The organism is Ensifer sp. 22521 (assembly GCF_052044795.1).
Lineage (GTDB): Bacteria > Pseudomonadota > Alphaproteobacteria > Rhizobiales > Rhizobiaceae > Ensifer.
This window is the reverse complement of record NZ_JBQENM010000006.1, coordinates 199,113-221,696: the sequence shown is the minus strand read 5'-3', so window position 1 is coordinate 221,696 and position 22,584 is coordinate 199,113. Positions and strand designations below refer to the sequence as shown.

Below are 22,584 nucleotides of genomic sequence, written 5' to 3'. Positions count from 1 at the left end.
ATGTCGAGAAAACTCTATTCGCTTTGCGGGGCCGACAGGACGCGTCCTTTCTCGCCGCATGTGTGGAAGACGAAGATGTCGCTCGCGCACAAGGGGCTCGATTTCGACGTCGTGCCGATCGGCTTCACCGAGATCCCCGCGGTCGAGGATGGGGCGACGAGCCTGGTGCCGCTGCTGCGGGACGGCGAACGTCTGGTGAAGGACAGCTTCGAGATCGCGCTTTATCTCGAACAAACCTATCCGGATCGCCCGCCGCTCTTCGGCGGTGAGGGGGCGATGGCGATCTCCCGCTTCGTCGAGGGCTGGTCGCAGACGACGCTGCATCCCGCCATCACCCGCATCATCATCAGGGATATTCACGATCGCCTCGATCCGATCGATCAGGCCTACTTCCGCCAGAGCCGCGAGAAGCGCTTTGGCAAGTCGCTTGAAGCGGTAGCCGAAAGCGGTGGCGCCGCGCTCGAAACCCTCGCCGAGAAACTTGAGCCTTTGCGCCATATGCTGAAGTTTCAGGATTTCCTGGGCGGCGCGTCGCCGCTTTTCGCCGACTACATCGTCTTCGGCGCGTTTCAGTGGGCGCGCATCGTCTCGCCGCAGCGCCTGCTTCAGCCAGGCGATCCCGTCACCGATTGGTTCGAGCGGTGCCTCGATCTGCACGGTGGGCTTGGACGTAGTGTGACGGCTGCGTGAAACCCGCTTGGCCCGAGCCGAATCATCGGTGAACCCCCTTGTTTTGCGCGGGATTGGCGGCTAATGAACCGCCACTTCTCAAGAAACAAGGGATTTGAGCCAATGGCTATTGAACGTACCTTCTCGATGATCAAGCCGGACGCGACCAAGCGCAACCTGACCGGCGCCATCACCAAGATGCTCGAAGATGCCGGCCTGCGCGTCGTCGCTTCCAAGCGCGTCTGGATGAGCCGCCGCGAAGCCGAAGGCTTCTACGCCGTTCACAAGGAACGTCCGTTCTTCGGCGAACTGGTCGAGTTCATGTCCTCCGGCCCGACCATCGTTCAGGTTCTCGAAGGCGAAAACGCAATCGCCAAGAACCGCGAAGTCATGGGCGCCACCAACCCGGCAAACGCTGACGAAGGCACCATCCGCAAGGTTCACGCCCTGTCGATCGGCGAAAACTCGGTTCACGGTTCGGATGCTCCGGAAACCGCTGCTGAAGAAATCGCCTACTGGTTCTCGGGCACCGAGATCGTCGGCTGATTCAAAATCTTCGGTTCGAGCCGCAAAGGCTTGAATTGACTCGGATTTGAACCGGAGCGGAAACGCTCCGGTTTTTTCATATCGGGCACGTCGCCGTCTCGAAATGTTCGGGCGCCTTGCCGTCCATGAAGACCTCGGGGTTCTTGTCGTAAGCGGGGCCTTCGACCAGCGGCTTCGCCGGCAGGATGTCCTGGTCGATATCGGAGACGACTGTGGTCTCCAGTTTCTGCAGCGTTTCGCCGGCAGGTCCTTTGACCTCGATCGTCACCGCATAAGGCCTTTCCTTTTTCACACAGGTCAAATCAGGACTTTCCAGCACCACCCTGTCGAGCTTTGGAAAAAGTTTGCGCGTCAGCGTGAACGGCGCGCCGCCCACTGGATTCTCGAAGGTGGCAATGACGACGCTGCCCTCGGGCACGGGCTCTGTTTTCTGAAGCGTGATCGTGTAGACCGCATAGGCGAGACGATAGTTGAAGACGAACATCTTTCCCGTCAGCTTCAGCGGATCCGGACCGGTCTCGCGCTGGCACCCGGCGGCGAGCAGTGTGATGGCGGCCGCCGCAAGCGTAACGATCATCCTCGTCATAAGCCGGTTTCCTCCCTGTTGCGATGGTAGTGGCGTTTGGCCTTGGTGCGATTGCCGCAGACGGCCATGTCGCACCAGGTCCGGCTGCGGTTGCGGCTGCGGTCGAGAAACAGCCATCCGCAATTCGGACAGATCTTCAGCCGGTCGGGCTCGGTGCTGGCGGCAAGGCTGAGGGCAGATTGCGCGGTCGCCGTGTCGAGCGAAAGTGCGCCGACGTGGGGCAGGGAACCGCGCAGAACCGCCGCAATCGCCTCGAGCAAATCGGCCAAGAACTCTGGCCGTCCCTTGGCCGATATCGCCGCGCGAAAGTGCCGGTCAGTCGCTTCGCGCAGCTGCAGCAGCCGGCCGCGATTCTCCGCTGCGACGGGCGCCAGCGCACCGAAGCGGGCACTCTCTGCTCCGAAACGGTTGGCCGCTTCCGCAAAAGAATCGATTGCCGCAACATCGGCGAAACGGTCGATCCGGCGCTCCGGATCGGCGCGTAGGATGATGGAATTGGCCACATCCAGCGCCAATGCGCCGCCGGCAAATCGATGGGCTGTCCAGGTGAAGGTCATGCGAAAATCCTAACTGGTAAAATTGATTTTACCAGTTATATTGATCTTGTCACGCTCCGGATGCGCCATGCTCTATTTTCTGCAGCAGCTCGCCAATGCCGTCCCAATCGCTGCGCTCTATGCGGCGCTCGCCTTCGGCTATGCCATCGCCTTCGCGGTGACGCGTCGGGCGGATCTCACCTATGGCGCGCTCTTTGCCTTCTCAGGCCAGATGTTCGTGCTGTTTGCTGATTTCGGCTGGAACCGGCTGTGGCTGGTGTTGCCGGCCGCCCTTGGCCTCGGCGCGGCCGCGGCCCTGAGCTTCAGCGTTGGCGCCGGGCTCGTCGCCGGGCGTTATGTCATGCGCCCGCTCGCCTTTTCGTCAGCCAACACCGTCGTCGTCGCTTCGCTCGGCTGCCTGTTGGTGCTGATGGAAGCGGCGCGGCTCGCCTCTGAAACACGCAGCCTGTGGCTGCCGCCGTTCCTGAACGGGAATATCGTCTTCTGGGACGATCCTCGCTTTCCGGTGACCTTGACGGTCATCCAGCTCGGCAACACCGTGCTCATGGCTGCGCTCGTGGCGGCCGGGCACTGGTATCTCACGCATTCCCGGGCAGGGCGGTTCTGGCGCGCCGTATCGGAGGACAGGGGGGCTGCAGCGCTCTGCGGTGTCGACGCCGCGACCGTTTACATCGCCGCCTATGGCGCGGCATCTTTGATCGCCGCCGTCTGCGGCATTCTCGCAGCCTCCTACTACGGCAACATGGATTTCGGCACGGGGCTCACCTTCGGCGTTAAGGTGCTGTTCATCGCCGCAATCGGCGGCCAGGCTTCGCCGCTTTTTGCAGCCCTTGGCGCCGCCGGGGTCGGTTTCCTCGAAACGCTCTGGAGTGCCTATGGCCCCATCCTCTGGCGCGATTTCGTGATCTTCGGTTTCCTGGTGATCGTGCTGGTCGTGACGCGCCGGGAGAAAGTCATTCCCTAGTCAAACGGGAGGGGAAGTCCCCGCATGTAGCGCTATTTCGTCGACCAGCGGTCCCGCGCCGTGTCGTCGGCATCCTTGGCGCTGACCCAGCCGCCGGTGGTGCCGTCGCCGAGGTGTTCCTTCTTCCAGAAAGGCGCTGAGGTCTTCAGGAAATCCATGATGAAGTTGGCGCCGTCGAAGGCGGCCTGCCGGTGCCGCGAGGCGGCGACGACCAGCACAATATTGTCGCCGGGCATGATCGTGCCGTAACGGTGGATGGCGGTGGCGGCCTGCAGCGAGAAGCGCTCAACCGCCTCGTGGCAGATGCGCTCGATCTCCGCTTCGGCCATGCCTGGATAATGTTCGAGCTCAAGCGCAGCGAGCGTGCCCGCCTCATCTCTGCAAAGCCCGGAGAAAGTGACGACCGCGCCGACGTCCGCCCGTCCGGCAGAGAGCTTCGCGACCTCCGTATTGAGATCGAAGTCCTCGCGCTGAACGCGCACGTTCACCGGCGCGTTCATGGGCTCAGCCGCCCGTCATGGGCGGAAACAGGGCGATCTCACGGGCGCCGGCAATCGGCTCCTTGTGGTCGACATGTTCCTGGTTGATGGCCGCGCGGATGACGTTTTCATGTTCGAGCGCCGCTTCGTATTCCTCGCCGAGCGTCTTCAGATGCTGAAGCAGGTCGGCGATGGTGACGACGCTGGCGGGAACGTCCAGGGTCTCTTCGCCTTTGCCGATGCGCTCGCGCACCCAGGAGAAATAGACGAGATTGACGGTGCTCATTCGTTGACCACGTGCTTGAGGCCGGCGCGGAAATAGTCGTAGCCCGTGTAGAGCGTGATGGCGGCGGCGATCCACAGGAGCACGATACCCGCTTCCGTCGTATAGGGCAAAATCTTGTCGCCAGCAGGACCGGCGAGCAGGAAGGCGATGGCGACCATCTGGATAGTCGTCTTCCACTTGGCGATGCGGGTGACGGGCACGCTGACCTTCAGTGCCGCCAGATATTCGCGCAGGCCGGACACCAGGATTTCGCGGCAGAGGATGATGATCGCAGCCCAGATCGACCAGCCGGCGATGGTACCATCGGCGGCGACCAGCAGCAGGATCGAGGCGACCAGCAGCTTGTCGGCGATCGGATCGAGCATTTTGCCGATGTTCGACGTCTGCTTCCAGATGCGGGCGAGATAGCCATCGAAGAAGTCGGTGATCGACGCAATCGCGAAGAGCGTGACCGCCGTCCAGCGCGCGAAATCCGAACTGTGCAGCCGCCCTTCGATGAAGAAGCAAAGGACGATCAGCGGCACGATCAGGATTCGGAAATAGGTGAGCAGGTTCGGGATGCTGTAGGCGACGGGCGTGGGCATGGATTCGTGTTCTCTGGTTCGTCAGGTACAGAATGACTTTGCTGACCGGAGGTCAACAGGTCATCACGCGGCAATTGTCATATTTGCCTGATTCCATGTGAACGCCCGGTGAATTATGACACCCGGTTGTCATTTGGCACCATCGTCGTGGAAATGTTCGTAGACCAGCCGGGCCACCGTCTCGGAAATCCCGGCGACGGCCATCAGGTCGTTGATGCCCGCGCGCGAGACGGCCTTCGCGGTGCCGAAATGCGTCAGCAGCGCACGCTTGCGCGTCGGCCCGATGCCGGCGATTTCGTCGAGCGGGTTCTTGACCATCTCCTTCTTGCGACGGGCGCGATGCGAGCCGATCGCAAAACGGTGCGCTTCGTCGCGCAGCCGCTGGATGAAGTAGAGCACCGGATCGCGTGGCGGCAGCGTGAAGCTGTCGCGGCCAAGCGCGAAGAAGCGTTCGCGTCCGGCGTCGCGGTCGACACCCTTGGCGACGCCGATCGCGGTGACGCAGTCTTCGACGTCGAGCTCCTTGAGGATGGCCCGCACGGCAGTCATCTGGCCCTGGCCGCCGTCGATGAGGATTACATCGGGCCAGGCGGGGAAAGCGCCGTCGTCAGACTCTACGGTCCGGTCCGGCTTGCCTTCTTCCTTCAGCAGTCGCGAGAACCGCCGCGTCATCACTTCCCGCATCATGCCGAAGTCGTCGCCCGGCGTAATGTCGGTCGATTTGATGTTGAACTTGCGGTACTGGCCTTTGACGAAACCTTCCGGCCCCGCCACCACCATGCCGCCGACGGCATTGGTGCCCATGATGTGGGAGTTGTCGTAGATCTCGATGCGGCGCGGTGCGCGCTCCAGTTTGAAGGTTTCCGAGAAGCCTTCGAGCAGGCGCGATTGCGAGGCGGTTTCCGCCAGCTTGCGGCCATGGGCTTCGCGCGCATTGGCGAGCGCATGATCGACGAGATCCTTCTTCTCGCCGCGCTGCGGCACCTGGATCGCGACCTTGTATCCGGACTTTTCGCTCAGCGCCTGGCCGAGCAGTTCCTGCTCCTCCACCGCCTCGCAGAGAAGGATCTGCCGGGGACAGGGCTTGTCGTCGTAGAACTGTGCCAGGAACTGCGAGAGCACCTCCGCTGTCGGCAGCGACGGGTCGGCCTTCGGGAAATAGGCGCGGTTGCCCCAGTTCTGACCGGTGCGGAAGAAGAAGACCTGGATGCAGGATATGCCGCCCTCGTGATGGATCGCGAAGACATCGGCCTCCTCGACACCGGCGGGATTGATGCCCTGGTGGCTCTGGACGTGGCTGAGCGCTGCCAGCCGGTCGCGGTAAAGGGCGGCCCTCTCGAAGTCGAGGTTCTCCGAAGCCTCGCCCATGGCAGCCGCAATGGTTGCCTTCACCGCCTGGCTCTTGCCCGACAGGAAGTCCTTGGCTTCGCGCACCAGTTCCGCATAGTCGGGGTCGCTGATTTCGCGGGTGCAGGGCGCCGAACAGCGCTTGATCTGGTAGAGCAGGCAGGGGCGCGTCCGGGTCTCAAAGACGCTGTCGGTACAGGTCCTGAGCAGGAAGGCGCGCTGCAGCGAATTGATCGTTCGCCCGACGGCACCAGCCGACGCGAAGGGGCCGAAGAAGTCCCCCTTGCGGCTGCGTGCGCCGCGGTGCTTGTAAAGCGCCGGCGCCCGGCTGTCGCCCGTCACCAGAATATAGGGAAACGACTTGTCGTCGCGCAAAAGCACGTTGAAGCGCGGCCGGAGGCGCTTGATCAGGTTCGCTTCGAGCAGCAGCGCCTCGATCTCGGTGCGCGTCGTCACGAACTCCATGTTGGCGGTCTCGCGCACCATGCGCGCGATGCGGTTGGAATGGCCGCGTCCCTGGGCATAGTTGCTGACGCGCTTCTTCAGGCTGCGCGCCTTGCCGACATAGAGAACGTCGCCGGTCTCGTTGAACATGCGGTAGACGCCAGGGCCGTTTGGCAGGAGCTTGACGAAGGCCTGGATCAGCTCTGCGCCCTTCAAGCCTTCCATTTCGGCGCGATTCTCGTTCCACTCGACGGGTGGCGTGGCACTCGTGCTTTCTGTGACCTCGATCAGATCGTCGTCGTCTTCCGCTTCGCTGCCGTCATAGAGGATGCCGCCGTCTGTCGGCACGCGTCCGTTCATTCCACTATCTCCCTGATGTCGGGCGTTTCCCAGGCGAGGTGCTGGCCCCCGTCGAGCGCGATCATCTGTCCGGTAATCGACGGCGTGTCGAACAGGAAGCGGATCGTCCGTCCGAATTCGTCGAGCGTCGGCCCGCGTCTGAGAATCAGGGCTTCGACCTGCGCCTCAAAATCCTGCGGGTCCTGCCGCTCGTTTGGCAAAGTCGGCCCGGGGCCGATACCGTTGACGCGGATGCGCGGGGCGAGCGCCTGCGCCATCGTCCGGGTAGCGGTCCAAAGCGCCGACTTCGATAACATATAGGAATAAAAGCGCGGATTGGGAGCCCAGACGCGCTGGTCGATCACGTTGACAATGAGTCCATTGGCGTCCGCCGGAAGCAGTTCAGCGAAATCGCGCGCCAACAGGGAAGGGGCCTTCACATGCAGGGCGAAGTGCTGATCCCAGATTGATTCGTCGAAAGCGTCGAGGCTGTCCTTCTTGAAGACCGAGGCATTGTTGACGAGCAGGTTCAGCGGGCCAATCGCCTCTGCGGCGCGTGCGATGAGTGTCGAAGTCTCGGCCGTATCGGTGAGGTCGGCGCGAAGCGCGACGGCCTTCGTTCCACCTTTCGAGAGTGCTTCGACCAGAGCTTCCGCTTCGTCAAATGAGGCGTCGGCATGAATGGCGACCGAAAAGCCATGGGCCGCGAGGTCCTCAACTATAGCCTTGCCGATCCGCTTGGCGCCCCCGGTCACGAGGGCGGCCTTCCGTGCTTTCTTCAACGTTTCATCCCGCTTTTTCGAATCTTCGCGTCAGCCGACCAAGATATAGGCAAGAAACGTGAGCCTGAAACACTCCCTGACAGTTCCTTGCCGAAAAATTAATGGAATTGGCGTAAATTGTATTATTTTGTATGTGTATAGTATATCTTTCGTTAATCTTGAATCATGGTTAATAAATCCCCTGTTGCGCCAAGGCAACATCAAATTTCGGGCGTGTTTGTGCCACCAAAATTTCACATTTTGGCTCTTGTGAATCCGCATTTGCTGACCAATTTCAGCTCAACCGGGCGGGTTAATTGAAAGTTGTCCGATGTTTCACTGTGGGACCCCAAGCCCAAGGGGCATCGGTACGAAAAGGAGAATATTTATGCGTACGCTCACCACCACCCTCATGGCTTCGGCTATGACCCTCATCGCCTTCCAGGCCGCCCAGGCTGCTGATGCGATCGACGAAGTTCCGGCTGCTCCGCAGGCCGAATACACCGAGCCGGCGCAGAAGAACTGGTCGGGCGCCTATGTCGGTGGTACCGCCGATTGGCACCATGGTCAGTTTGACGCGACCGGCAGCAACACGGCAGCCGGCTTCGGCGGCGGTCTCTACGGCGGCTACAACATGCAGAGCGGCCAGATCGTATACGGCGGCGAAGCGGATGTCGGCTACTCCGGTCAAGATTCGAGCAAGGGCAACCTGCGCATGAAGCAGGGCGTCAACGGCTCGCTGCGCGCACGCGTCGGCGTCGATCTGAACCCGGTTCTGCTTTACGGCACCGCCGGTCTCGCCGTCGGCCAGGCCAAGGGCACCGTTGGTGGCGCTTCCGACAAGAACACCATGGTCGGCTGGACCGCAGGTGCCGGCGCGGAAACCTTTGTCACCGACAACATCACCGCACGCGTCGAGTACCGTTACACGGACTACGGCTCGAAGGACTTCCGGATGGGCGGCACCAACGTCTCCTCCGGTTACGACGAACACAGCGTTCGCGTCGGTATGGGCGTGAAGTTCTGATCGGCTCTCGCCGGATCAAACAAGAAGGCCGGGGCGACCCGGCCTTTTTTGTGCGCGTTTCCTACGCTTTGAACTTGGAATAGTCGGGAAAGTGCTTTTCGAACTTCGCCGGCCAGTTCTTGAGTTTGGCGCGACCCTTCTGCCATTCGCCGGCAAAGCGCAACTCGATGTAGCGCAGCATCGCCGCAAGGGCGAAATGGCCGCCATGGAGCTTGGCTCCGGTCTTCGGCAGGTTGGCGTTCAGATGGTCGAGGCTGCGTTCGACCTTTTCCCATTGCCGGTCGATCCAGGGCTGATGCACCTTCTCCGGCGGGTGTGAACGTTTCTCGTAGACGATCGCCAGCAGGCTGTCGCAGACACCGTCGCACAAAGCTTCGAGGATCTCGACATCGGTCCGCTTGCCCGCGTTCTTCGGGTAAAGCTTGCCCTTCGTTTCCCGATCGATGAAGTGCATGATCGCGCGGCTGTCATAGACCGAACGCCCATCGTTAAGGATGAGTGTCGGTATCTTGCCGAGCGGATTGTTGCCGATCAGTTCGGGTGGATTGGCTCCGGTGTCGGTCAGCACGCTGTCGGCCGAGAACCCGGCATAATGCGCCGCCATCCGAACCTTGTTCGAATAGGGCGAGGCAGGAGAGTACAGTATCTTCATCGAGCGTCTTTCTTCTGGTCCAGAGCAATTCCGACAAGAGTGCGAAGCGGAATTGCGTCCGGAATTGCCTAAGAACAAATACCTATGGAGCCGGAGGCAGTGAAACGCTGTCTTTCCTGCATGCCTGGCGATCGACCGCCGGGCATGATCGGAAATTCAGCGACTTGTCGAAGCAGATCCGGATTTCTTCGAGCATGTTGCCTTCGCACGTGACCGCGACCGCGTCTTTTGTCATGCCAGGGTTTTTGGCGGCGAGCGCACTTTCGATCGCGTTGACGGACATGTTCGTTTGTTGCCGGGGCGGGGAGAGTTCTGGCGGCAGGGAGAGACTATTCCAGGCCGCGCGTGTGACGGCGAAATAGTCCTCCTGACTGAGCCCGGAACAGGTGCCGTGCTTGCGCCACTGATGGCCGATCAGGCCCATCGACGGAATGAGATCGAGATACTGCTTGCCGAGCGAGGAGGGCACGCGGTCCGATTGCCGCGGCGGGCAGAAATCCGGGAAACCTTTTTCGTTCTGAGGCCATAGGCCGTGCACAATCAGGCCGCGGTTGCTGCCGATCTCGCATTGTCTGGATTTTCCGTTGGGATCGTTGTCGCCGCACCAGGTCGGCGACCAGGAGAGCGAAAGCACATAGAAATCGAATCCGCTGCCGATCGGCACCGCGGCGATCGCTTTTGCAGGTTTCGTCTCGGCAGCCGGCGGCGCCTTCTCGGTGCTCTGATCGCTGCAGCCGGCCAGGCTAGCCGCAACGAGAAGCGCCGGCAGAAGCCGGCGCGCATTCCGGATTGCTTTCATGATTAGCGGAGCGAGGCGCAATGCGCGCCATAGACATACCAGGGATCAAGCCCGCCGACGCAGAACTCGATGCTCCTGCCGACGCCGGCAAAGCCCCAGGGGCGTTCGATGAGGTAGTAGAGCGAGCGCTGCTGGCCGTCGGTCATGACCGCCGTAGCATAGCAATATTCACGCTCGACCAGATGAGTCTCATCGCGGAACTCTTGCCGGTTCTGTCCCATGTTGCGGATATCGGCGATCGACAGATTGGCGTGCAGGTAGTTCGCATCCCGGTATTCGAAGCGCGAAGTGATGAAACCGAGCACCGAGGACTCGCTGCAAACACCTGCGTTATAGGATTGGACCTGGCCGCTGCCGATATAGTCGGCGGCGAATGCGCCCGGCGCTGCGGCGGCGGCGAGGGAAAGCGAGATGAGAAGCGTTGCTGCGAGCGTGCGAGTCATGGGCGTCTCCCTATATCGTCACAGGAGATTGCGGTGTGTCGCCCCCGTCCGTCAAGCCCCTCGGGTTGCCTGTTCTTCACCGCGCAGCCAGAAGCAGCGGGCGGAGGCGAAGCGATCCTGCGCCAACCGTGCTTTCAGGAACGGCAGCAGCAGATCGAGTTCGCCCTTCAGCGTGAAGGGCGGATTGACGATGATGAGACCGGAGCCCGAAAGGCCCGTGGTTTCGCGGTCGCTCCGGACCGACAGTTCGGCGCAGAGCATCTTCGGAATTTCGAGCGCCTTCAGTGCTTCGTGGAAAGCCTTGATGGGCGCGCCCTGCTTCACTGGATACCAGAGGCAATAGATGCCGCCGGCAAAGCGCCGGTAGGCGCGCGCCAGGCCATCGGCGAGGCGTTCGTATTCGCCTTCCTTTTCAAAGGGCGGATCGACGAGGATCAGCCCGCGCTTCTCTTTCGGCGGCAGATGGGCGCCGAGCGCCAGCCAGCCGTCCAGTTCGGTGATCCGGCTCTGGAAGTCGCCGTCGAAAAGCCGATGCAGGGTTTCATAGTCGTCCGGGTGCAACTCCATGGCAGACAGCCGGTCCTGCGGACGGAAGAGCATGCGCGTAAGCTTCGGCGAGCCGGGATAAAGCTTCAGCTCGCTGCCGGGATTGAGCGTACGGATGGTTTCGAGATACGGGGCGAGGATCGCAGCGATTTCGACAGGCAGATCGTCCTCGAGAAGCCGGCCGATGCCGTCGCGCCATTCCCCGGTCTTCTGCGCCTCTTCGCCGGAGAGGTCGTAAAGCCCGATGCCGGCATGGGTATCGAGCACGCGAAACGCCTTCTCCTTCTGCTGGAGATAGGTGACGAGGCGTGCCAGCACCGCGTGCTTCAGGACGTCGGCAAAATTGCCCGCGTGGTAGATGTGCCGATAGTTCATGAGCGCCGCCGATGGCTGAGATCAATTGTTGCGATGGGTGAACGATTGGCTCTTTGAGCCCGTTTGTCGATGCCATATAGAAAAGCCATGAACGTTGCGACCCCCATCAAAGCAGAAAAATCGATCGGCCATTCGGTCTGTCCGCACGACTGTCCCTCCGCTTGCGCGCTGGAGGTGGATCTGACTGCCGAAGGGCGGATCGGCCGCGTGCGTGGCGCTTCCGCCAACACCTACACCGCCGGTGTGATCTGCGCCAAGGTGGCGCGCTATTCCGAGCGCATCTACCATCCCGGCCGCCTCATGGTGCCGCAGCGGCGCAAGGGCGACAAGGGTGAGGGGAACTGGCAGGACGTCAGCTGGGAGGCGGCGCTCGACGAGATCGCCGACCAGTTCATCCGCGCCGAGCAGAAACACGGTGCGGAGGCGATCTGGCCCTACTTCTATGCCGGAACCATGGGGCAAGTGCAGCGCGATTCCATCGAGCGCCTGCGCCACGCCAAGCGTTACTCCGGCTTCTTCGGCTCGATCTGCACCAACATGGCCTGGACCGGCTTCGCCATGGCGACCGGCGCCTTGCGCGGACCCGATCCGCGCGAGATGGCCAAGGCCGATTGCGTGGTGATCTGGGGGACGAACGCTGTCGCGACCCAGGTCAACGTGATGACGCACGCGGTGAAGGCGCGCAAGGATCGCGGCGCAAAGATCGTCGTCATCGACATCTACGACAACCCGACGGTCAAACAGGCAGATATGGGTCTCGTCTTGAAGCCCGGCACCGACGCAGCGCTCGCCTGCGCCGTTATGCACATCGCCTTTCGCGACGGCTATGCCGACCGGGCCTATATGACGGAATTCGCCGACGACCCCGCCGGGCTCGAAGCACATCTCAAGTCGCGCGGACCGGAATGGGCTTCCGCCATCACTGGTCTTTCGGTCGATGAAATCGAAGCCTTCGCCAAGCTTGTCGGCACGACGCCCAGAACCTATTTCCGCCTCGGCTACGGCTTTACCCGCCAGCGCAACGGCTCGGTCGCCATCCATGCGGCCGCCTCCGTCGCCACCGTTCTTGGCTCCTGGAAGAATGAAGGCGGCGGTGCCTTCCACTCCAACAACGATATCTTCAAGCTCGACAAGCGCGAACTGATCGGCTCGGCCTTCCACGATCCGGATGTCCGCATGCTCGACCAGTCGCAGATCGGTCGCGTGCTGACCGGCGATGCCGAGGCGCTGCGCCACCGAGGTCCGGTGACGGCGATGCTGATCCAGAACACCAATCCGGTGAACGTCGCGCCGGAGCAGCGGCTGGTGAAGCGCGGCTTCCTGCGCGATGATCTCTTCGTTGCCGTGCACGAGCAGTTCATGACCGATACGGCCGCCGTTGCCGATATCGTGCTGCCGGCCACCATGTTCCTCGAACATGACGACCTTTATCGCGGTGGCGGCCATCAGCACATCCTGATCGGTCCGAAGGTGGTGGAGCCGCCGTCGACCGTGCGCACCAACCTCTTCGTCATCGAGGAACTGGCCAAGCGCTTGGGCGTTGCCGACCATGGCGGCTTCGGCCTGACGGAGCGCCAGCATATCGACCGGCTGCTCGCCAATTACGGCATCGGCTACGAGGAGATGAGACAAGAGAAGTGGCTGGACTGCCAGCCGGCATTCGAAGACGCGCACTACCTCAAAGGCTTCGGTCATCCGGACGGCAAGTTCCGCTTCAAGCCGGACTGGACGGGAACGCCGGCGGCGAACCGGCCGCCGAAGTCCATGGGCATTCAAGGGCCGCATGCAGCGCTGCCGGAGTTTCCTGATCATGTCGACCTGATTGAGGTCGCTGATGCCGAGCATCCCTTCCGCCTCGCGACCTCGCCGGCCCGCTCCTTCCTCAACTCGACCTTTGCCGAGACGCCGTCCTCCATCCAGAAGGAAGTGCGCCCGGAAGTGATGCTCCATGCGGAAGACGCCGAGGCACTCGGCATCGCCGATGGCGATATCGTTCAGCTCGGCAATCAGCGTGGTGAGATCCGCCTGCATGCGAAGATCGGCGGGGGAACGCGTCGCGGCGTTGTGATCGCCGAGGGGCTCTGGCCGAACGGCGCCCATCTCGACGGGGAAGGGATCAACGTGCTGACCGGTGCCGATGCGGTGGCGCCCTATGGCGGTGCTGCCTTCCACGACAATAGGGTCTGGGTCAGGTTGGCGCGCTAAATCAGGTTGTTCAACGGCAGACGGAACCCTCCATGAGCGGCGACCACCACCATGCAGATGTCAGTAGCACGCCGGTTTCGAGGCTCTGGGCTTCGCTCGGCCTGACCGGCGGCTTCATGCTGGCGGAGGTCGTCGGCGGTGTACTGACCGGCAGCCTGGCGCTGATTTCCGACGCCATGCACATGTTGACCGACACCGCGGCCCTTGCGATCGCGCTCGTGGCCATCCATGTGGGCCGCCGCCCATCCGATCTGCTGCGCACCTACGGTTATGCGCGTTTCGAAATCCTCGCGGCCGCCTTCAACGCGCTGCTCTTGCTCGCCGTTGCCTTCTACATTCTCTACGAAGCCTGGAAGCGGCTGTCGGAGCCGCAGGAAATCCAGTCGGGCGGGATGCTGGTGATCGCCGTCATCGGCCTGCTCGTCAATCTCGCCTCGATGCGCCTCCTGACGAGCCACAAGGACGAGAGCCTCAACGTCAAGGGTGCCTATCTCGAGGTCTGGTCGGACATGCTCGGCTCGCTCGCCGTCATCGTCGGTGCCGCGGTCATCTGGTTCACCGGCTGGCAATGGGTGGACTCCCTGCTCGCCGTCGGTATCGGCTTCATGGTCTTCCCGCGCACCTGGGTGCTGCTGAAGGAGTGCATCAACATCCTGCTCGAAGGCGTGCCGCCGGGCATACGGCTCGCCGATGTCCACGCGACGATCGCCGCGGTTCCGGGCGTCTTGTCGGTGCATGACCTTCACCTATGGGCGATTACCCAGAGCCAGCCGTCGCTGACGGCGCATGCGGTGCTCACGGATGGCGCTGACGGCGAGACCGTGCGCCGGGCGATCGAGGCGCGCTTGCGCGAAGACTTTGACCTTCACCACACGACGTTGCAGATGGAGCGGGAAGACCGCGCGGCGTTGGAACATGTTCACTAAAGGCAGGAACGGCCGGATTGCCCCCGCCAAAGAAGGATTTCGCATGAGCACACATCACGATCCGCGCGTCAGGATCATCGGTCGCCGCACGCTTTGGGACGGGTTCATCCATCTTGAGGAAGTGACGCTCGAACAGGACATGTCGAACGGCATGACCGCGACCTTGAAGCGCGAGGTTCACGATCATGGCAGTGCGGCGACCATCCTGCTCGTCGACGCCAAGCGGCAAAGCGTAGTGCTTGTGCGGCAGCTGCGCGTTCCCGTGCTCTTGCAGGGGGACCAGGCCTATATGATCGAAGCGGTGGCCGGGTTGTTGGACGACGATACCCCGGAAGTTGCGATCGCCCGCGAGGCATTGGAAGAAACCGGCTACCATGTCGAAGGCGCCACCCATCTTTTTGATGCCTATATGAGCCCGGGCGCGCTCACCGAACGCACGAGCTTTTTCGTCGGCCGCATCGACGTCACGGAAAAGCGTGGGGATGGCGGTGGGCTTGCGCATGAGGGGGAGGACATCGAAGTTCTCGAAATACCGCTTGATCGGGCCTTCGCCATGATCGCAACCGGCGAGATCTGCGATGCCAAGACGATCATGCTATTGCAATGGGCAAAGCTCAACCGCAGCGAGCTCGCCAGCTAAATCATTGTTTTATAAGAAGATAATTTATTACGGATATTTCACTTTTTGATCGGTATCGGGTAAGCTAAAGCGCTGATGTTCTCATCATTGACATGGGCGCCCCATGACATCCTCCCTTTCGGAAAGCGCAACCGACGACGAGCAGCAGGCGGAGGGGGGCTGGATTTCCTTCCTGCGCCGCAACCGTCGTTATCTTTCGGCCGCTGGTACGCTATTTGTGATCGCTCTCTTCGGCTTTGCGATCTTTCACCTGACATCCGAAGTTCAGTACGATGAAGTCGTCCAAGCCCTGGCAGATACGCCCTGGGCGTCGCTTGCGGCGGCGGTGTTCTTCACGGCGCTGAGCTTTCTGGCGCTGACCTTCTATGACGTCGGCGCGCTCGATTATGTCCGGCGCAAATTGCCCTATGCCGATGTGGCGCTGACGGCCGCTTGCGCCTATGCGGTCGGCAACACCGCCGGCTTCGGCGCCTTGAGCGGTGGCGCGATCCGCTACCGGTCCTATTCCCGCCTCGGCATCGAGCCGGAAAATATTGCCCGGATCATTGCCTTCGTGACGCTTGCCTTTGGGCTCGGCCTTCTGACGGTGACCTGCCTCAGCCTGCTGGCGGTCGGCGAATATGTGGCGCCGATGACCGGGCTCGATCCGCTTTTGCTGCGCCTGATCGCCGTCGTCATCCTCGGCGGGTTGTTCACCGTGTTCTTCCTTGCGCGCGACGGCCGCGAGGTCAGCCTCGGACGCCTGACATTGCGGCTGCCGGATTCGCGCACGGTCTCGCGCCAGTTCCTGGTGACCGCGCTCGATCTCGCCGCTTCGGCAACCGTCCTCTATGTGCTCCTGCCGGCCGGCACCATCGGCTGGCCGGCTTTCCTCGCCGTCTACTCGCTCGCCGTCGGCGTCGGTGTTCTCAGTCACGTTCCAGCCGGCCTCGGCGTCTTCGAGACGATCATCATCGCGACGCTCGGCCACAACACCGATGTCGACACCATTCTCGGCGCGCTGGTTCTCTATCGCGTGATCTATCACGTGCTGCCGCTGGTGATTGCGATCGCCGTCGTTATCGGCATCGAGCTCCGCCAGCTCTCCGGCCATCCGGTCGCCTCAAGTGTGCGGCGCGTTGGCGGCCGCATGACGCCGCTGCTGCTGGCGACGCTCGGCGTCGTGCTCGCGATCATGCTGGTGCTTTCGAGCGTGACGCCGACACCCGACGAAAATCTGGCCTTTCTTGAAAGCCTGCTGCCCCTGCCGATCGTCGAGGGCGCCCATTTCCTCGCAAGCCTGCTCGGCCTTGCGCTCGTCGTCGTCTCCCGCGGCCTGGCGCTGCGCCTGGATGGTGCCTGGTGGGCGTCGATCGTGATTGCGATCGCCGCACTCCTGCTGTCGCTGATCAAGGCGATCGCGGTGGTGGAAGCGGGCATGCTCGCCTTCTTTCTCCTGGGGCTGCTCGTCAGCCGTCGCCTGTTCGTCCGTCCGGCATCCCTCTTTGGCCAGGCGCTCACCATACCGTGGCTGACGGCGCTTGGGGTCATCTGCCTCGGCGGACTGGTCGTCCTGCTCTTCGTCTACCGCGATGTCGAATACAGCCACGAGCTCTGGTGGCAGTTCGAATTTTCGGCCGAGGCGCCGCGTGGGCTGCGGGCGCTCCTTGGCGTCACCATCGGTGCCAGCATGCTTGCGATCTGGAGCCTGATGCGCCCGGCAACCGGGGCGGCGGAGCCCGCGTCCGACGATGCGATGGAGCGCGCCTTGGCGATCGTCGAGGCGCAAAACATGTCCGACGCCAATCTGGTGCGCATGGGCGACAAGAGCATCCTGTTCTCGGCCGACCGGCGGGCCTTCATCATGTACGGGCAGCGGGCCCGTTCCTGGATTGCGCTCTTCGATCCGGTCGGACCAATCGACGCCTGGCCGGAACTGATCTGGCATTTCATCGAGAAGGCGCGAGCCGCCGGCTGTCGTGCGGTTTTCTACCAGGTGTCGGCCGAAGGGCTTGCCTACTATGCCGATGCGGGGCTGCGCGCCTTCCGGCTCGGTGAACTGGCGCGCGTCGATCTCGCCCGTTTCGAGATGAAGGGCGGCAAGTGGGCAAACTTGCGCCAGCAGGTCAGCCGCGCCCAGCGCGACGGGCTGGAGTTCCAGGTCGTGCCGCCGGCGGACGTTCCTGAAATCATGGCCGACCTGACGGCTGTTTCCGATGCCTGGCTCGCCCATCACAACGCCAAGGAAAAGGGCTTCTCGCTCGGCGCCTTCGATCCGGACTATCTGACGGAGCAGCCGGTTGCGATCCTCACATGTAACGGACGCATTGTCGCTTTCGCCAATATCCTCGTGACCGGGACGAAGGAGGAGGGCACCGTCGATCTGATGCGCTTCTCGCCGGACGCGCCGAAGGGAGCCATGGATTTCCTCTTCGCCCAGGTAATGGAATATCTGAAGGGGGAGGGGTTCCGCGCCTTCAATCTCGGCATGGCACCCCTGTCCGGCATGTCGACGCGCCAGATCGCGCCGGTATGGGATCGGGCCGGCCGTACCTTCTTCGAACACGGCGAGCGCTTCTACAACTTCAAGGGCCTGCGCGCCTTCAAGTCGAAGTTTCATCCGCAGTGGCAACCGCGCTATCTTGTCGCCAGTGGCGGCATCAATCCGATCCTCGCCTTGATGGATGCGACATTCCTGATCGGCGGCGGTCTCAAGGGAGTGGTGAAGAAATGATCCGTGTCGCGAACGCCTGGAAATGCCTCACCTCGGCGGCGTTGCTGCTTTCGGTTTCCATTCTTCCTGCTGCCGCGGAAGACGCGCCGAAGAGCTACGATACCGGGATGATCCCGTCGCCGCGCATCATGTTGCCCAAGGAAAAGGCGACCGCACTGGTCGTGCTGCTTTCGGATGCTTCAGGCTGGACGGACAAGGAGCAGGCGGTCGCTGATACGCTCACCGGTGACAAGACCATCGTCATCGGTGTCGATCTCAAGGCTTATCTCGCGTCGCTCGCCAAGGATGACGGCGACTGCATCTACATGGTCTCCGATATCGAATCGCTCAGCCAGCAGGTACAGCGCGCCATCGGCAGCGATGCCTACCAACTGCCGATCGTTGCCGGTGTCGGCGCCGGTGGCGCCATGGCGCTCGCGATTGCCGCCCAGACGCCGCCAGCCACGATCGGCCAGACGCTGGCGGTCGATCCGGAGGAGGGCATCGCGCTCAGGAAACAGCTCTGCACTCCGGCCGATAAGGTGAAGAAAGGCGACCGCATGGTCTATGGCTTGACCGATGGTGCCTTGCCGGACCCGGTCTCCGTCGTCTTCTCGCCGGCAGCCTCCGCGGATGGGCGCTCGCATGTGGCCGCGCTTATCGCAAAGCATCCGGATGTCGATCAGGAAGACAGTGACGATGATGCCTTCACGGCATTGTCCGACCATCTCTCGGATATCATCGACAGCGAAAGCGACGCCGGCAACCCGTTCGGCCTGCCGCTGACCATTCTCGACGCCAAGCCGACGCGCGATACGATGGCGGTGATCTATTCGGGTGACGGCGGCTGGCGTGACATCGACAAGGAAGTCGGCGACGTCCTCCAGCAGCAGGGGGTGCCGGTCGTCGGCTTCGATTCCCTGCATTATTTCTGGTCGGAACGCGATCCCCAGGCGACGGCGGACGACCTTGCCAAAGTGATGAGCTACTACCGCAAGCACTGGAACGTGCGCAACGTACTGCTGATCGGCTATTCCTTCGGTGCCGACGTTCTGCCGCGAACCTTCAACCTGCTGCCATCAGGCGAAAAGGCGCATGTCCGCCAGGTGACGCTGATGGCGCTGTCGCACTTGGTCGACTACAAGGTGTCGGTGCTCGGCTGGCTGGGTGCGGAAGGCGATGGCAAGGGCGGCGATCCGCTCGACGACATCAAGCGCATCGATCCGGCGCTGGTGCAATGCATCTACGGCACCGACGAAGAGGATGATGCCTGCCCTGAATTGAAGGGAACGGGCGTCGACGTCATCGGCATCGACGGTGGCCATCACTTCGACGAGGACTATCCGGCATTGACGCGGCGTGTGCTCGATGCGCTCGATCGCAGGCTGGCGTCGGCGAAGTGATGAATTGATCCAGCGCATCTTCCGCTTCCAGTAATTTCACTGAAAGCGGGGTGCTCTAATCAGGCGGCAGGCGAGATCAGCGTGGCGGTTGCTTCGGCAGCGCTATGGCTCACCGCGCGACCATCTTCCATGCGCACCTTGCCCTCGGCCATCAGCCGGAGCGCCATCGGATAGGTGCGGTGCTCGACGGTCAGCACCCGCGCTGCAAGGCTTTCGGATGTATCGCCGGGGAGAACCGGCACCACTGCCTGCGCGAGGATCGGGCCTTCGTCCATGCCTTCGGTCACGAAGTGCACCGTGCAGCCGGCGACCTTCATGCCGGCGTCGATCGCCCGCTGATGGGTGTGCAAGCCGGGGAAGAGCGGCAGCAGCGAGGGGTGGATGTTGAGGATCCGCCCTTGATGGCGCTGGATGAAGGTTGCCGAAAGCAGCCGCATATAGCCGGCCAGGCAGATGATATCCGGCGATAGGCGATCGAGCTCGGCAAGGATTGCCGCCTCGTGGGCGTCCTTGCTGTCGAAATCCTTGCGCAGGAAACTGCGTGTGGCAATACCGAGTGCTGCCGCCTTGACGAGGCCGCCGGCATCCGCCTTGTCGGCGATGACCGCAACGATCTCGGCGGGAAAACCTGGCTCGGCCGCGGCTTTCGCCAGCGCCAGCATGTTGGAGCCGCCACCCGAAATGAAGACGACGACCCGCTTCTTGCCCGTCGAGACCTCAGTCGTCATAGGGCGAGGGTGCCCTTGTAGATCGTGCCGGCAGCACCTTCGTCGCGCGCGACCATCCGGCCGAGCGTGAAGACGGTTTCACCTTCGTCGGTCAGCACAGAGGCGATCTCCGCAGCCTTGTCCGCCGGGACGACGACGATCATGCCGACGCCGCAGTTGAAGGTGCGCAGCATCTCGTTGGCAGCAACGCCGCCGGTCTGTGCAAGCCAGGAGAACACCTTCGGCGCCTTGATCGCATCGAGGTCGATCTCGGCGGCGAGGTGCTTCGGCAGCACGCGCGGAATGTTCTCGGGGAAGCCGCCGCCGGTGATATGGGCGAGCGCCTTGATCGCGCCGGTCTCGCGGATCGCCTTCAAGAGCGGCTTCACATAGATGCGCGTCGGCGTCATCAGGAGATCGGCAAGCGTGCCTTCGCCGAACGGCGCGGGTGCGTCCCAGGCAAGGCCCGAGAGCGCGACGATCTTGCGCACCAGCGAGTAGCCGTTGGAGTGAACGCCCGACGATGCGAGGCCGAGGATGACGTCGCCTTCGCCGATGTCGCCGGCGGGAAGGAGTTGGCCGCGTTCGGCAGCGCCGACGGCAAAGCCTGCGAGATCATAATCGCCACCCGAATACATGCCCGGCATCTCGGCGGTCTCGCCGCCGATCAGCGCGCAGCCCGCTTCGCGGCAGCCGCTGGCAATGCCGGCGACGATCGCCGCACCCTGATCCGGATCGAGCTTGCCGGTCGCGAAATAGTCGAGGAAGAACAGCGGCTCGGCGCCCTGGACCACGAGGTCGTTGACGCACATGGCGACAAGGTCGATGCCGACGGTGTCGTGCTTGTTGGCGTCGATGGCGATCTTCAGCTTGGTGCCGACGCCGTCATTGGCGGCAACCAGAACCGGGTCGGTGAAGCCTGCCGCCTTCAGGTCGAACAGACCGCCGAAGCCGCCGATCTCACCGTCGGCACCCGGACGCCTCGTCGAGCGCACATGCGGCTTGATCTTCTCGACCATCAGGTTGCCGGCGTCGATATCCACGCCCGCATCGCTATAGGTGAGGCCGTTCTTTCCCGACTGGCTCATGCTCGTTCTCCAAGGCTCGTCGTGCGACAGATATTTTGCGGATGCGATTGGCACGGCAGGCAAGGGAGTGCAAGCCGAGAGCACGGATTGGCGGCGTTTTTTCAACATTTTGCCCATATCCCACGGTAGAAGCGAAGCAGCATGGCTCCAAACCGTGCGGCCTTGCCCGGTTGGACTTGACCGGCGCCCGCGCCGCCCCCTATCTCCTTGCAGGGTTGTGATACGCGATCGGCGCATGCGGCGCGCCAGCGCGGGATGTGGAAAAGTGTGCGCGGTTTTCCGCCCGCACCCCGCTCCCGCTTGTGACAAGCGACCACTGTTATGATTTCAGGTCGATCCGACCTAAAATCATCGCGATCTAAAGGGAGTGTCATGGATATCAAGGTCAGCGGTTCCGGATTGCAGCGCCAGGTCATTTTCTGGCTGCTGGTGCTTGCCGCCTTCATTGCCTTCCTCATGGTTTTCAGCTCTATCCTGCTGCCGTTCCTTGCCGGCATGGCGCTTGCCTATTTCCTCGATCCGGTCGCCGACCGTCTCGAGCGGCTTGGCCTCAGCCGGTTGATGGCGACGGTCGTCATCCTGATCGGCTTCGTCGTGGTCTTCGTGCTGGCGCTCATGGTCATCATTCCCGTGGTCGTCAGCCAGGCTTCGGATTTCATCGCGAACATCCCGGGCTACGCCGCCAAGCTGCAGTTGCTCGTCAACGAAGCGCAGACGCGACTGATCCCCGATTGGCTGGCGAGCCAGATGCCGTCGCTCAAGCAGAGCTCCGGCAAGCTGCTGGAACAGGGAGCCGCTTTCGTCGGCACGCTCTTCCAGCAGATCTGGAACTCCGGCGTGGCGCTGCTCGATGTCATCTCGCTGCTGGTCGTTACCCCTGTCGTCGCCTTCTATATTCTGCTCGACTGGGACCGGATGGTGGAGAAGGTCGACAGCTGGGTTCCGCGCGACTACGTCTCGGATGTGCGCCAGATCGCCCGCGACATGAACACGACGATCGCCGGCTTCGTGCGCGGGCAGGGCTCGCTCTGCGTCATCCTTGGCCTCTATTACGGTATCGGCCTGTCGCTGGTCGGTCTCAATTTCGGCCTGCTGATCGGCCTCTTCGCCGGCATGATCAGCTTCATTCCCTATGTCGGATCCATGGTCGGCCTGGTGCTCGCTGTTGGCGTTGCCCTGGTGCAGTTCTGGCCGGACTATCTTTGGATCGGCCTCGTGCTTGCAGTTTTCTTCAGCGGTCAGTTCATGGAGGGCAACATCCTCCAGCCGAAGCTGGTGGGTAAAAGCGTCGGCCTGCATCCGGTCTGGCTGATGTTTGCGCTCCTTGCCTTCGGCGCGCTCTTCGGCTTCGTCGGTCTGCTGGTGGCGGTGCCGGCAGCAGCCGCCATCGGCGTGCTTGTCCGCTTCGGCATCCAGCGGTACCTTGATAGCGACCTCTATCACGGGCACGGCAAGGCCGTGGAAAAGAAGGCGAAGAGCGACAAGGCCGCCTGATTTCCGACGATTGTCCCGAGTACAG

General features: G+C 62.4%; 23 protein-coding genes. 10 read left to right on the top strand and 13 right to left on the bottom strand.

The window, feature by feature from the left end; translation table 11 throughout:
* Positions 1–690 carry a glutathione S-transferase family protein gene (locus ACTJKE_RS10860; RefSeq protein WP_113132286.1) on the top strand — a complete coding sequence of 230 codons (690 nt, stop codon included), beginning with the start codon at positions 1–3 and terminating at the stop codon, positions 688–690.
* Between the two features lie 102 nt (positions 691–792).
* The gene (ndk, locus tag ACTJKE_RS10855; protein WP_034803877.1) at positions 793–1,215 is read left to right on the top strand and encodes a nucleoside-diphosphate kinase; all 423 of its coding nucleotides are present in this window, start codon (positions 793–795) and stop codon (positions 1,213–1,215) included.
* A 76-nt stretch (positions 1,216–1,291) separates the two neighbouring features.
* Here the strand turns inward: ndk and ACTJKE_RS10850 are convergent, their stop codons facing one another.
* Both ACTJKE_RS10850 and ACTJKE_RS10845 read right to left on the bottom strand, forming a co-directional pair.
* Positions 1,292–1,801, bottom strand: coding sequence for a hypothetical protein (locus ACTJKE_RS10850; protein WP_440635480.1), 510 nt, complete (start codon positions 1,799–1,801; stop codon positions 1,292–1,294).
* Positions 1,798–2,358 carry a CGNR zinc finger domain-containing protein gene (locus tag ACTJKE_RS10845; RefSeq protein ID WP_440635479.1) on the bottom strand — a complete coding sequence of 187 codons (561 nt, stop codon included), beginning with the start codon at positions 2,356–2,358 and terminating at the stop codon, positions 1,798–1,800. The genes ACTJKE_RS10850 and ACTJKE_RS10845 overlap by 4 nt, the downstream gene beginning before the upstream one ends.
* Positions 2,359–2,425: 67 nt before the next feature.
* On the opposite strand from ACTJKE_RS10845, the gene ACTJKE_RS10840 reads away from it, so the two are divergent.
* The gene (locus ACTJKE_RS10840) at positions 2,426–3,322 is read left to right on the top strand and encodes a branched-chain amino acid ABC transporter permease (RefSeq protein WP_112995451.1); all 897 of its coding nucleotides are present in this window, start codon (positions 2,426–2,428) and stop codon (positions 3,320–3,322) included.
* 32 nt (positions 3,323–3,354) lie between these two features.
* Here ACTJKE_RS10840 and ACTJKE_RS10835 read toward each other — a convergent pair whose 3' ends face one another.
* The 5 genes from ACTJKE_RS10835 to ACTJKE_RS10815 all read right to left on the bottom strand — a co-directional run bounded on the left by ACTJKE_RS10835 (position 3,355) and on the right by ACTJKE_RS10815 (position 7,583).
* Positions 3,355–3,822, bottom strand: coding sequence for a molybdenum cofactor biosynthesis protein MoaE (locus ACTJKE_RS10835; RefSeq protein WP_112995452.1), 468 nt, complete (start codon positions 3,820–3,822; stop codon positions 3,355–3,357).
* A 4-nt stretch (positions 3,823–3,826) separates the two neighbouring features.
* Complete coding sequence (gene moaD / locus ACTJKE_RS10830) at positions 3,827–4,087, bottom strand: molybdopterin converting factor subunit 1 (protein ID WP_440635478.1); 261 nt, start codon at positions 4,085–4,087, stop codon at positions 3,827–3,829.
* A complete protein-coding gene (gene pgsA, locus ACTJKE_RS10825) occupies positions 4,084–4,671 on the bottom strand; it encodes a CDP-diacylglycerol--glycerol-3-phosphate 3-phosphatidyltransferase (RefSeq protein ID WP_057252657.1) in 588 nt (195 codons plus the stop codon). The genes moaD and pgsA overlap by 4 nt, the downstream gene beginning before the upstream one ends.
* Before the next feature lie 129 nt (positions 4,672–4,800).
* On the bottom strand, positions 4,801–6,822 hold the full coding sequence (uvrC, locus tag ACTJKE_RS10820; protein ID WP_440635477.1) for an excinuclease ABC subunit UvrC: 2,022 nt from the start codon (positions 6,820–6,822) through the stop codon (positions 4,801–4,803).
* Positions 6,819–7,583: an SDR family oxidoreductase gene (locus ACTJKE_RS10815; protein ID WP_440635476.1), complete on the bottom strand. Its 765-nt coding sequence runs from the start codon at positions 7,581–7,583 to the stop codon at positions 6,819–6,821. Before ACTJKE_RS10815 ends, uvrC begins: the two co-directional genes overlap by 4 nt.
* A 367-nt stretch (positions 7,584–7,950) precedes the next feature.
* Here ACTJKE_RS10815 and ACTJKE_RS10810 point away from each other — a divergent pair, with 367 nt between their 5' ends.
* Positions 7,951–8,589 (top strand): outer membrane protein, encoded by a 639-nt coding sequence (locus ACTJKE_RS10810; protein WP_057252653.1) that lies wholly within the window; start codon positions 7,951–7,953, stop codon positions 8,587–8,589.
* 61 nt (positions 8,590–8,650) lie between these two features.
* On the opposite strand, the gene ACTJKE_RS10805 is transcribed toward ACTJKE_RS10810, so the two are convergent.
* From ACTJKE_RS10805 to ACTJKE_RS10790, 4 genes are all read right to left on the bottom strand, one after another.
* The gene (locus ACTJKE_RS10805; RefSeq protein WP_057252648.1) at positions 8,651–9,241 is read right to left on the bottom strand and encodes a glutathione S-transferase; all 591 of its coding nucleotides are present in this window, start codon (positions 9,239–9,241) and stop codon (positions 8,651–8,653) included.
* Positions 9,242–9,323: 82 nt separating this feature from the next.
* A complete protein-coding gene (locus ACTJKE_RS10800) occupies positions 9,324–9,905 on the bottom strand; it encodes a ribonuclease T2 family protein (RefSeq protein WP_440635475.1) in 582 nt (193 codons plus the stop codon).
* A 137-nt stretch (positions 9,906–10,042) separates the two neighbouring features.
* Positions 10,043–10,483 carry a hypothetical protein gene (locus tag ACTJKE_RS10795; protein ID WP_113479462.1) on the bottom strand — a complete coding sequence of 147 codons (441 nt, stop codon included), beginning with the start codon at positions 10,481–10,483 and terminating at the stop codon, positions 10,043–10,045.
* Positions 10,484–10,534: 51 nt separating this feature from the next.
* Positions 10,535–11,404, bottom strand: coding sequence for a 23S rRNA (adenine(2030)-N(6))-methyltransferase RlmJ (locus ACTJKE_RS10790; protein WP_058329401.1), 870 nt, complete (start codon positions 11,402–11,404; stop codon positions 10,535–10,537).
* A 69-nt stretch (positions 11,405–11,473) separates the two neighbouring features.
* Here ACTJKE_RS10790 and ACTJKE_RS10785 point away from each other — a divergent pair, with 69 nt between their 5' ends.
* The 5 genes from ACTJKE_RS10785 (at position 11,474) to ACTJKE_RS10765 (ending at position 19,270) form a co-directional block, all read left to right on the top strand.
* Positions 11,474–13,609 (top strand): molybdopterin-containing oxidoreductase family protein, encoded by a 2,136-nt coding sequence (locus tag ACTJKE_RS10785; protein ID WP_440635474.1) that lies wholly within the window; start codon positions 11,474–11,476, stop codon positions 13,607–13,609.
* 32 nt (positions 13,610–13,641) lie between these two features.
* On the top strand, positions 13,642–14,535 hold the full coding sequence (locus tag ACTJKE_RS10780; protein WP_057252638.1) for a cation diffusion facilitator family transporter: 894 nt from the start codon (positions 13,642–13,644) through the stop codon (positions 14,533–14,535).
* Between the two features lie 43 nt (positions 14,536–14,578).
* On the top strand, positions 14,579–15,175 hold the full coding sequence (locus ACTJKE_RS10775) for an NUDIX domain-containing protein (protein WP_440635473.1): 597 nt from the start codon (positions 14,579–14,581) through the stop codon (positions 15,173–15,175).
* A 103-nt stretch (positions 15,176–15,278) separates the two neighbouring features.
* The gene (gene mprF, locus ACTJKE_RS10770; RefSeq protein ID WP_440635472.1) at positions 15,279–17,888 is read left to right on the top strand and encodes a bifunctional lysylphosphatidylglycerol flippase/synthetase MprF; all 2,610 of its coding nucleotides are present in this window, start codon (positions 15,279–15,281) and stop codon (positions 17,886–17,888) included.
* Complete coding sequence (locus ACTJKE_RS10765; RefSeq protein WP_058329397.1) at positions 17,885–19,270, top strand: virulence factor family protein; 1,386 nt, start codon at positions 17,885–17,887, stop codon at positions 19,268–19,270. Before mprF ends, ACTJKE_RS10765 begins: the two co-directional genes overlap by 4 nt.
* Positions 19,271–19,329: 59 nt before the next feature.
* Here the strand turns inward: ACTJKE_RS10765 and purN are convergent, their stop codons facing one another.
* Together purN and purM are read right to left on the bottom strand one after the other, a co-directional pair.
* The gene (gene purN / locus ACTJKE_RS10760; protein WP_057252632.1) at positions 19,330–19,998 is read right to left on the bottom strand and encodes a phosphoribosylglycinamide formyltransferase; all 669 of its coding nucleotides are present in this window, start codon (positions 19,996–19,998) and stop codon (positions 19,330–19,332) included.
* Complete coding sequence (gene purM, locus ACTJKE_RS10755) at positions 19,995–21,065, bottom strand: phosphoribosylformylglycinamidine cyclo-ligase (protein ID WP_058329396.1); 1,071 nt, start codon at positions 21,063–21,065, stop codon at positions 19,995–19,997. The genes purN and purM overlap by 4 nt, the downstream gene beginning before the upstream one ends.
* Before the next feature lie 372 nt (positions 21,066–21,437).
* On the opposite strand from purM, the gene ACTJKE_RS10750 reads away from it, so the two are divergent.
* Positions 21,438–22,559, top strand: coding sequence for an AI-2E family transporter (locus tag ACTJKE_RS10750; protein ID WP_058329395.1), 1,122 nt, complete (start codon positions 21,438–21,440; stop codon positions 22,557–22,559).
* Positions 22,560–22,584 lie beyond the last annotated feature (25 nt).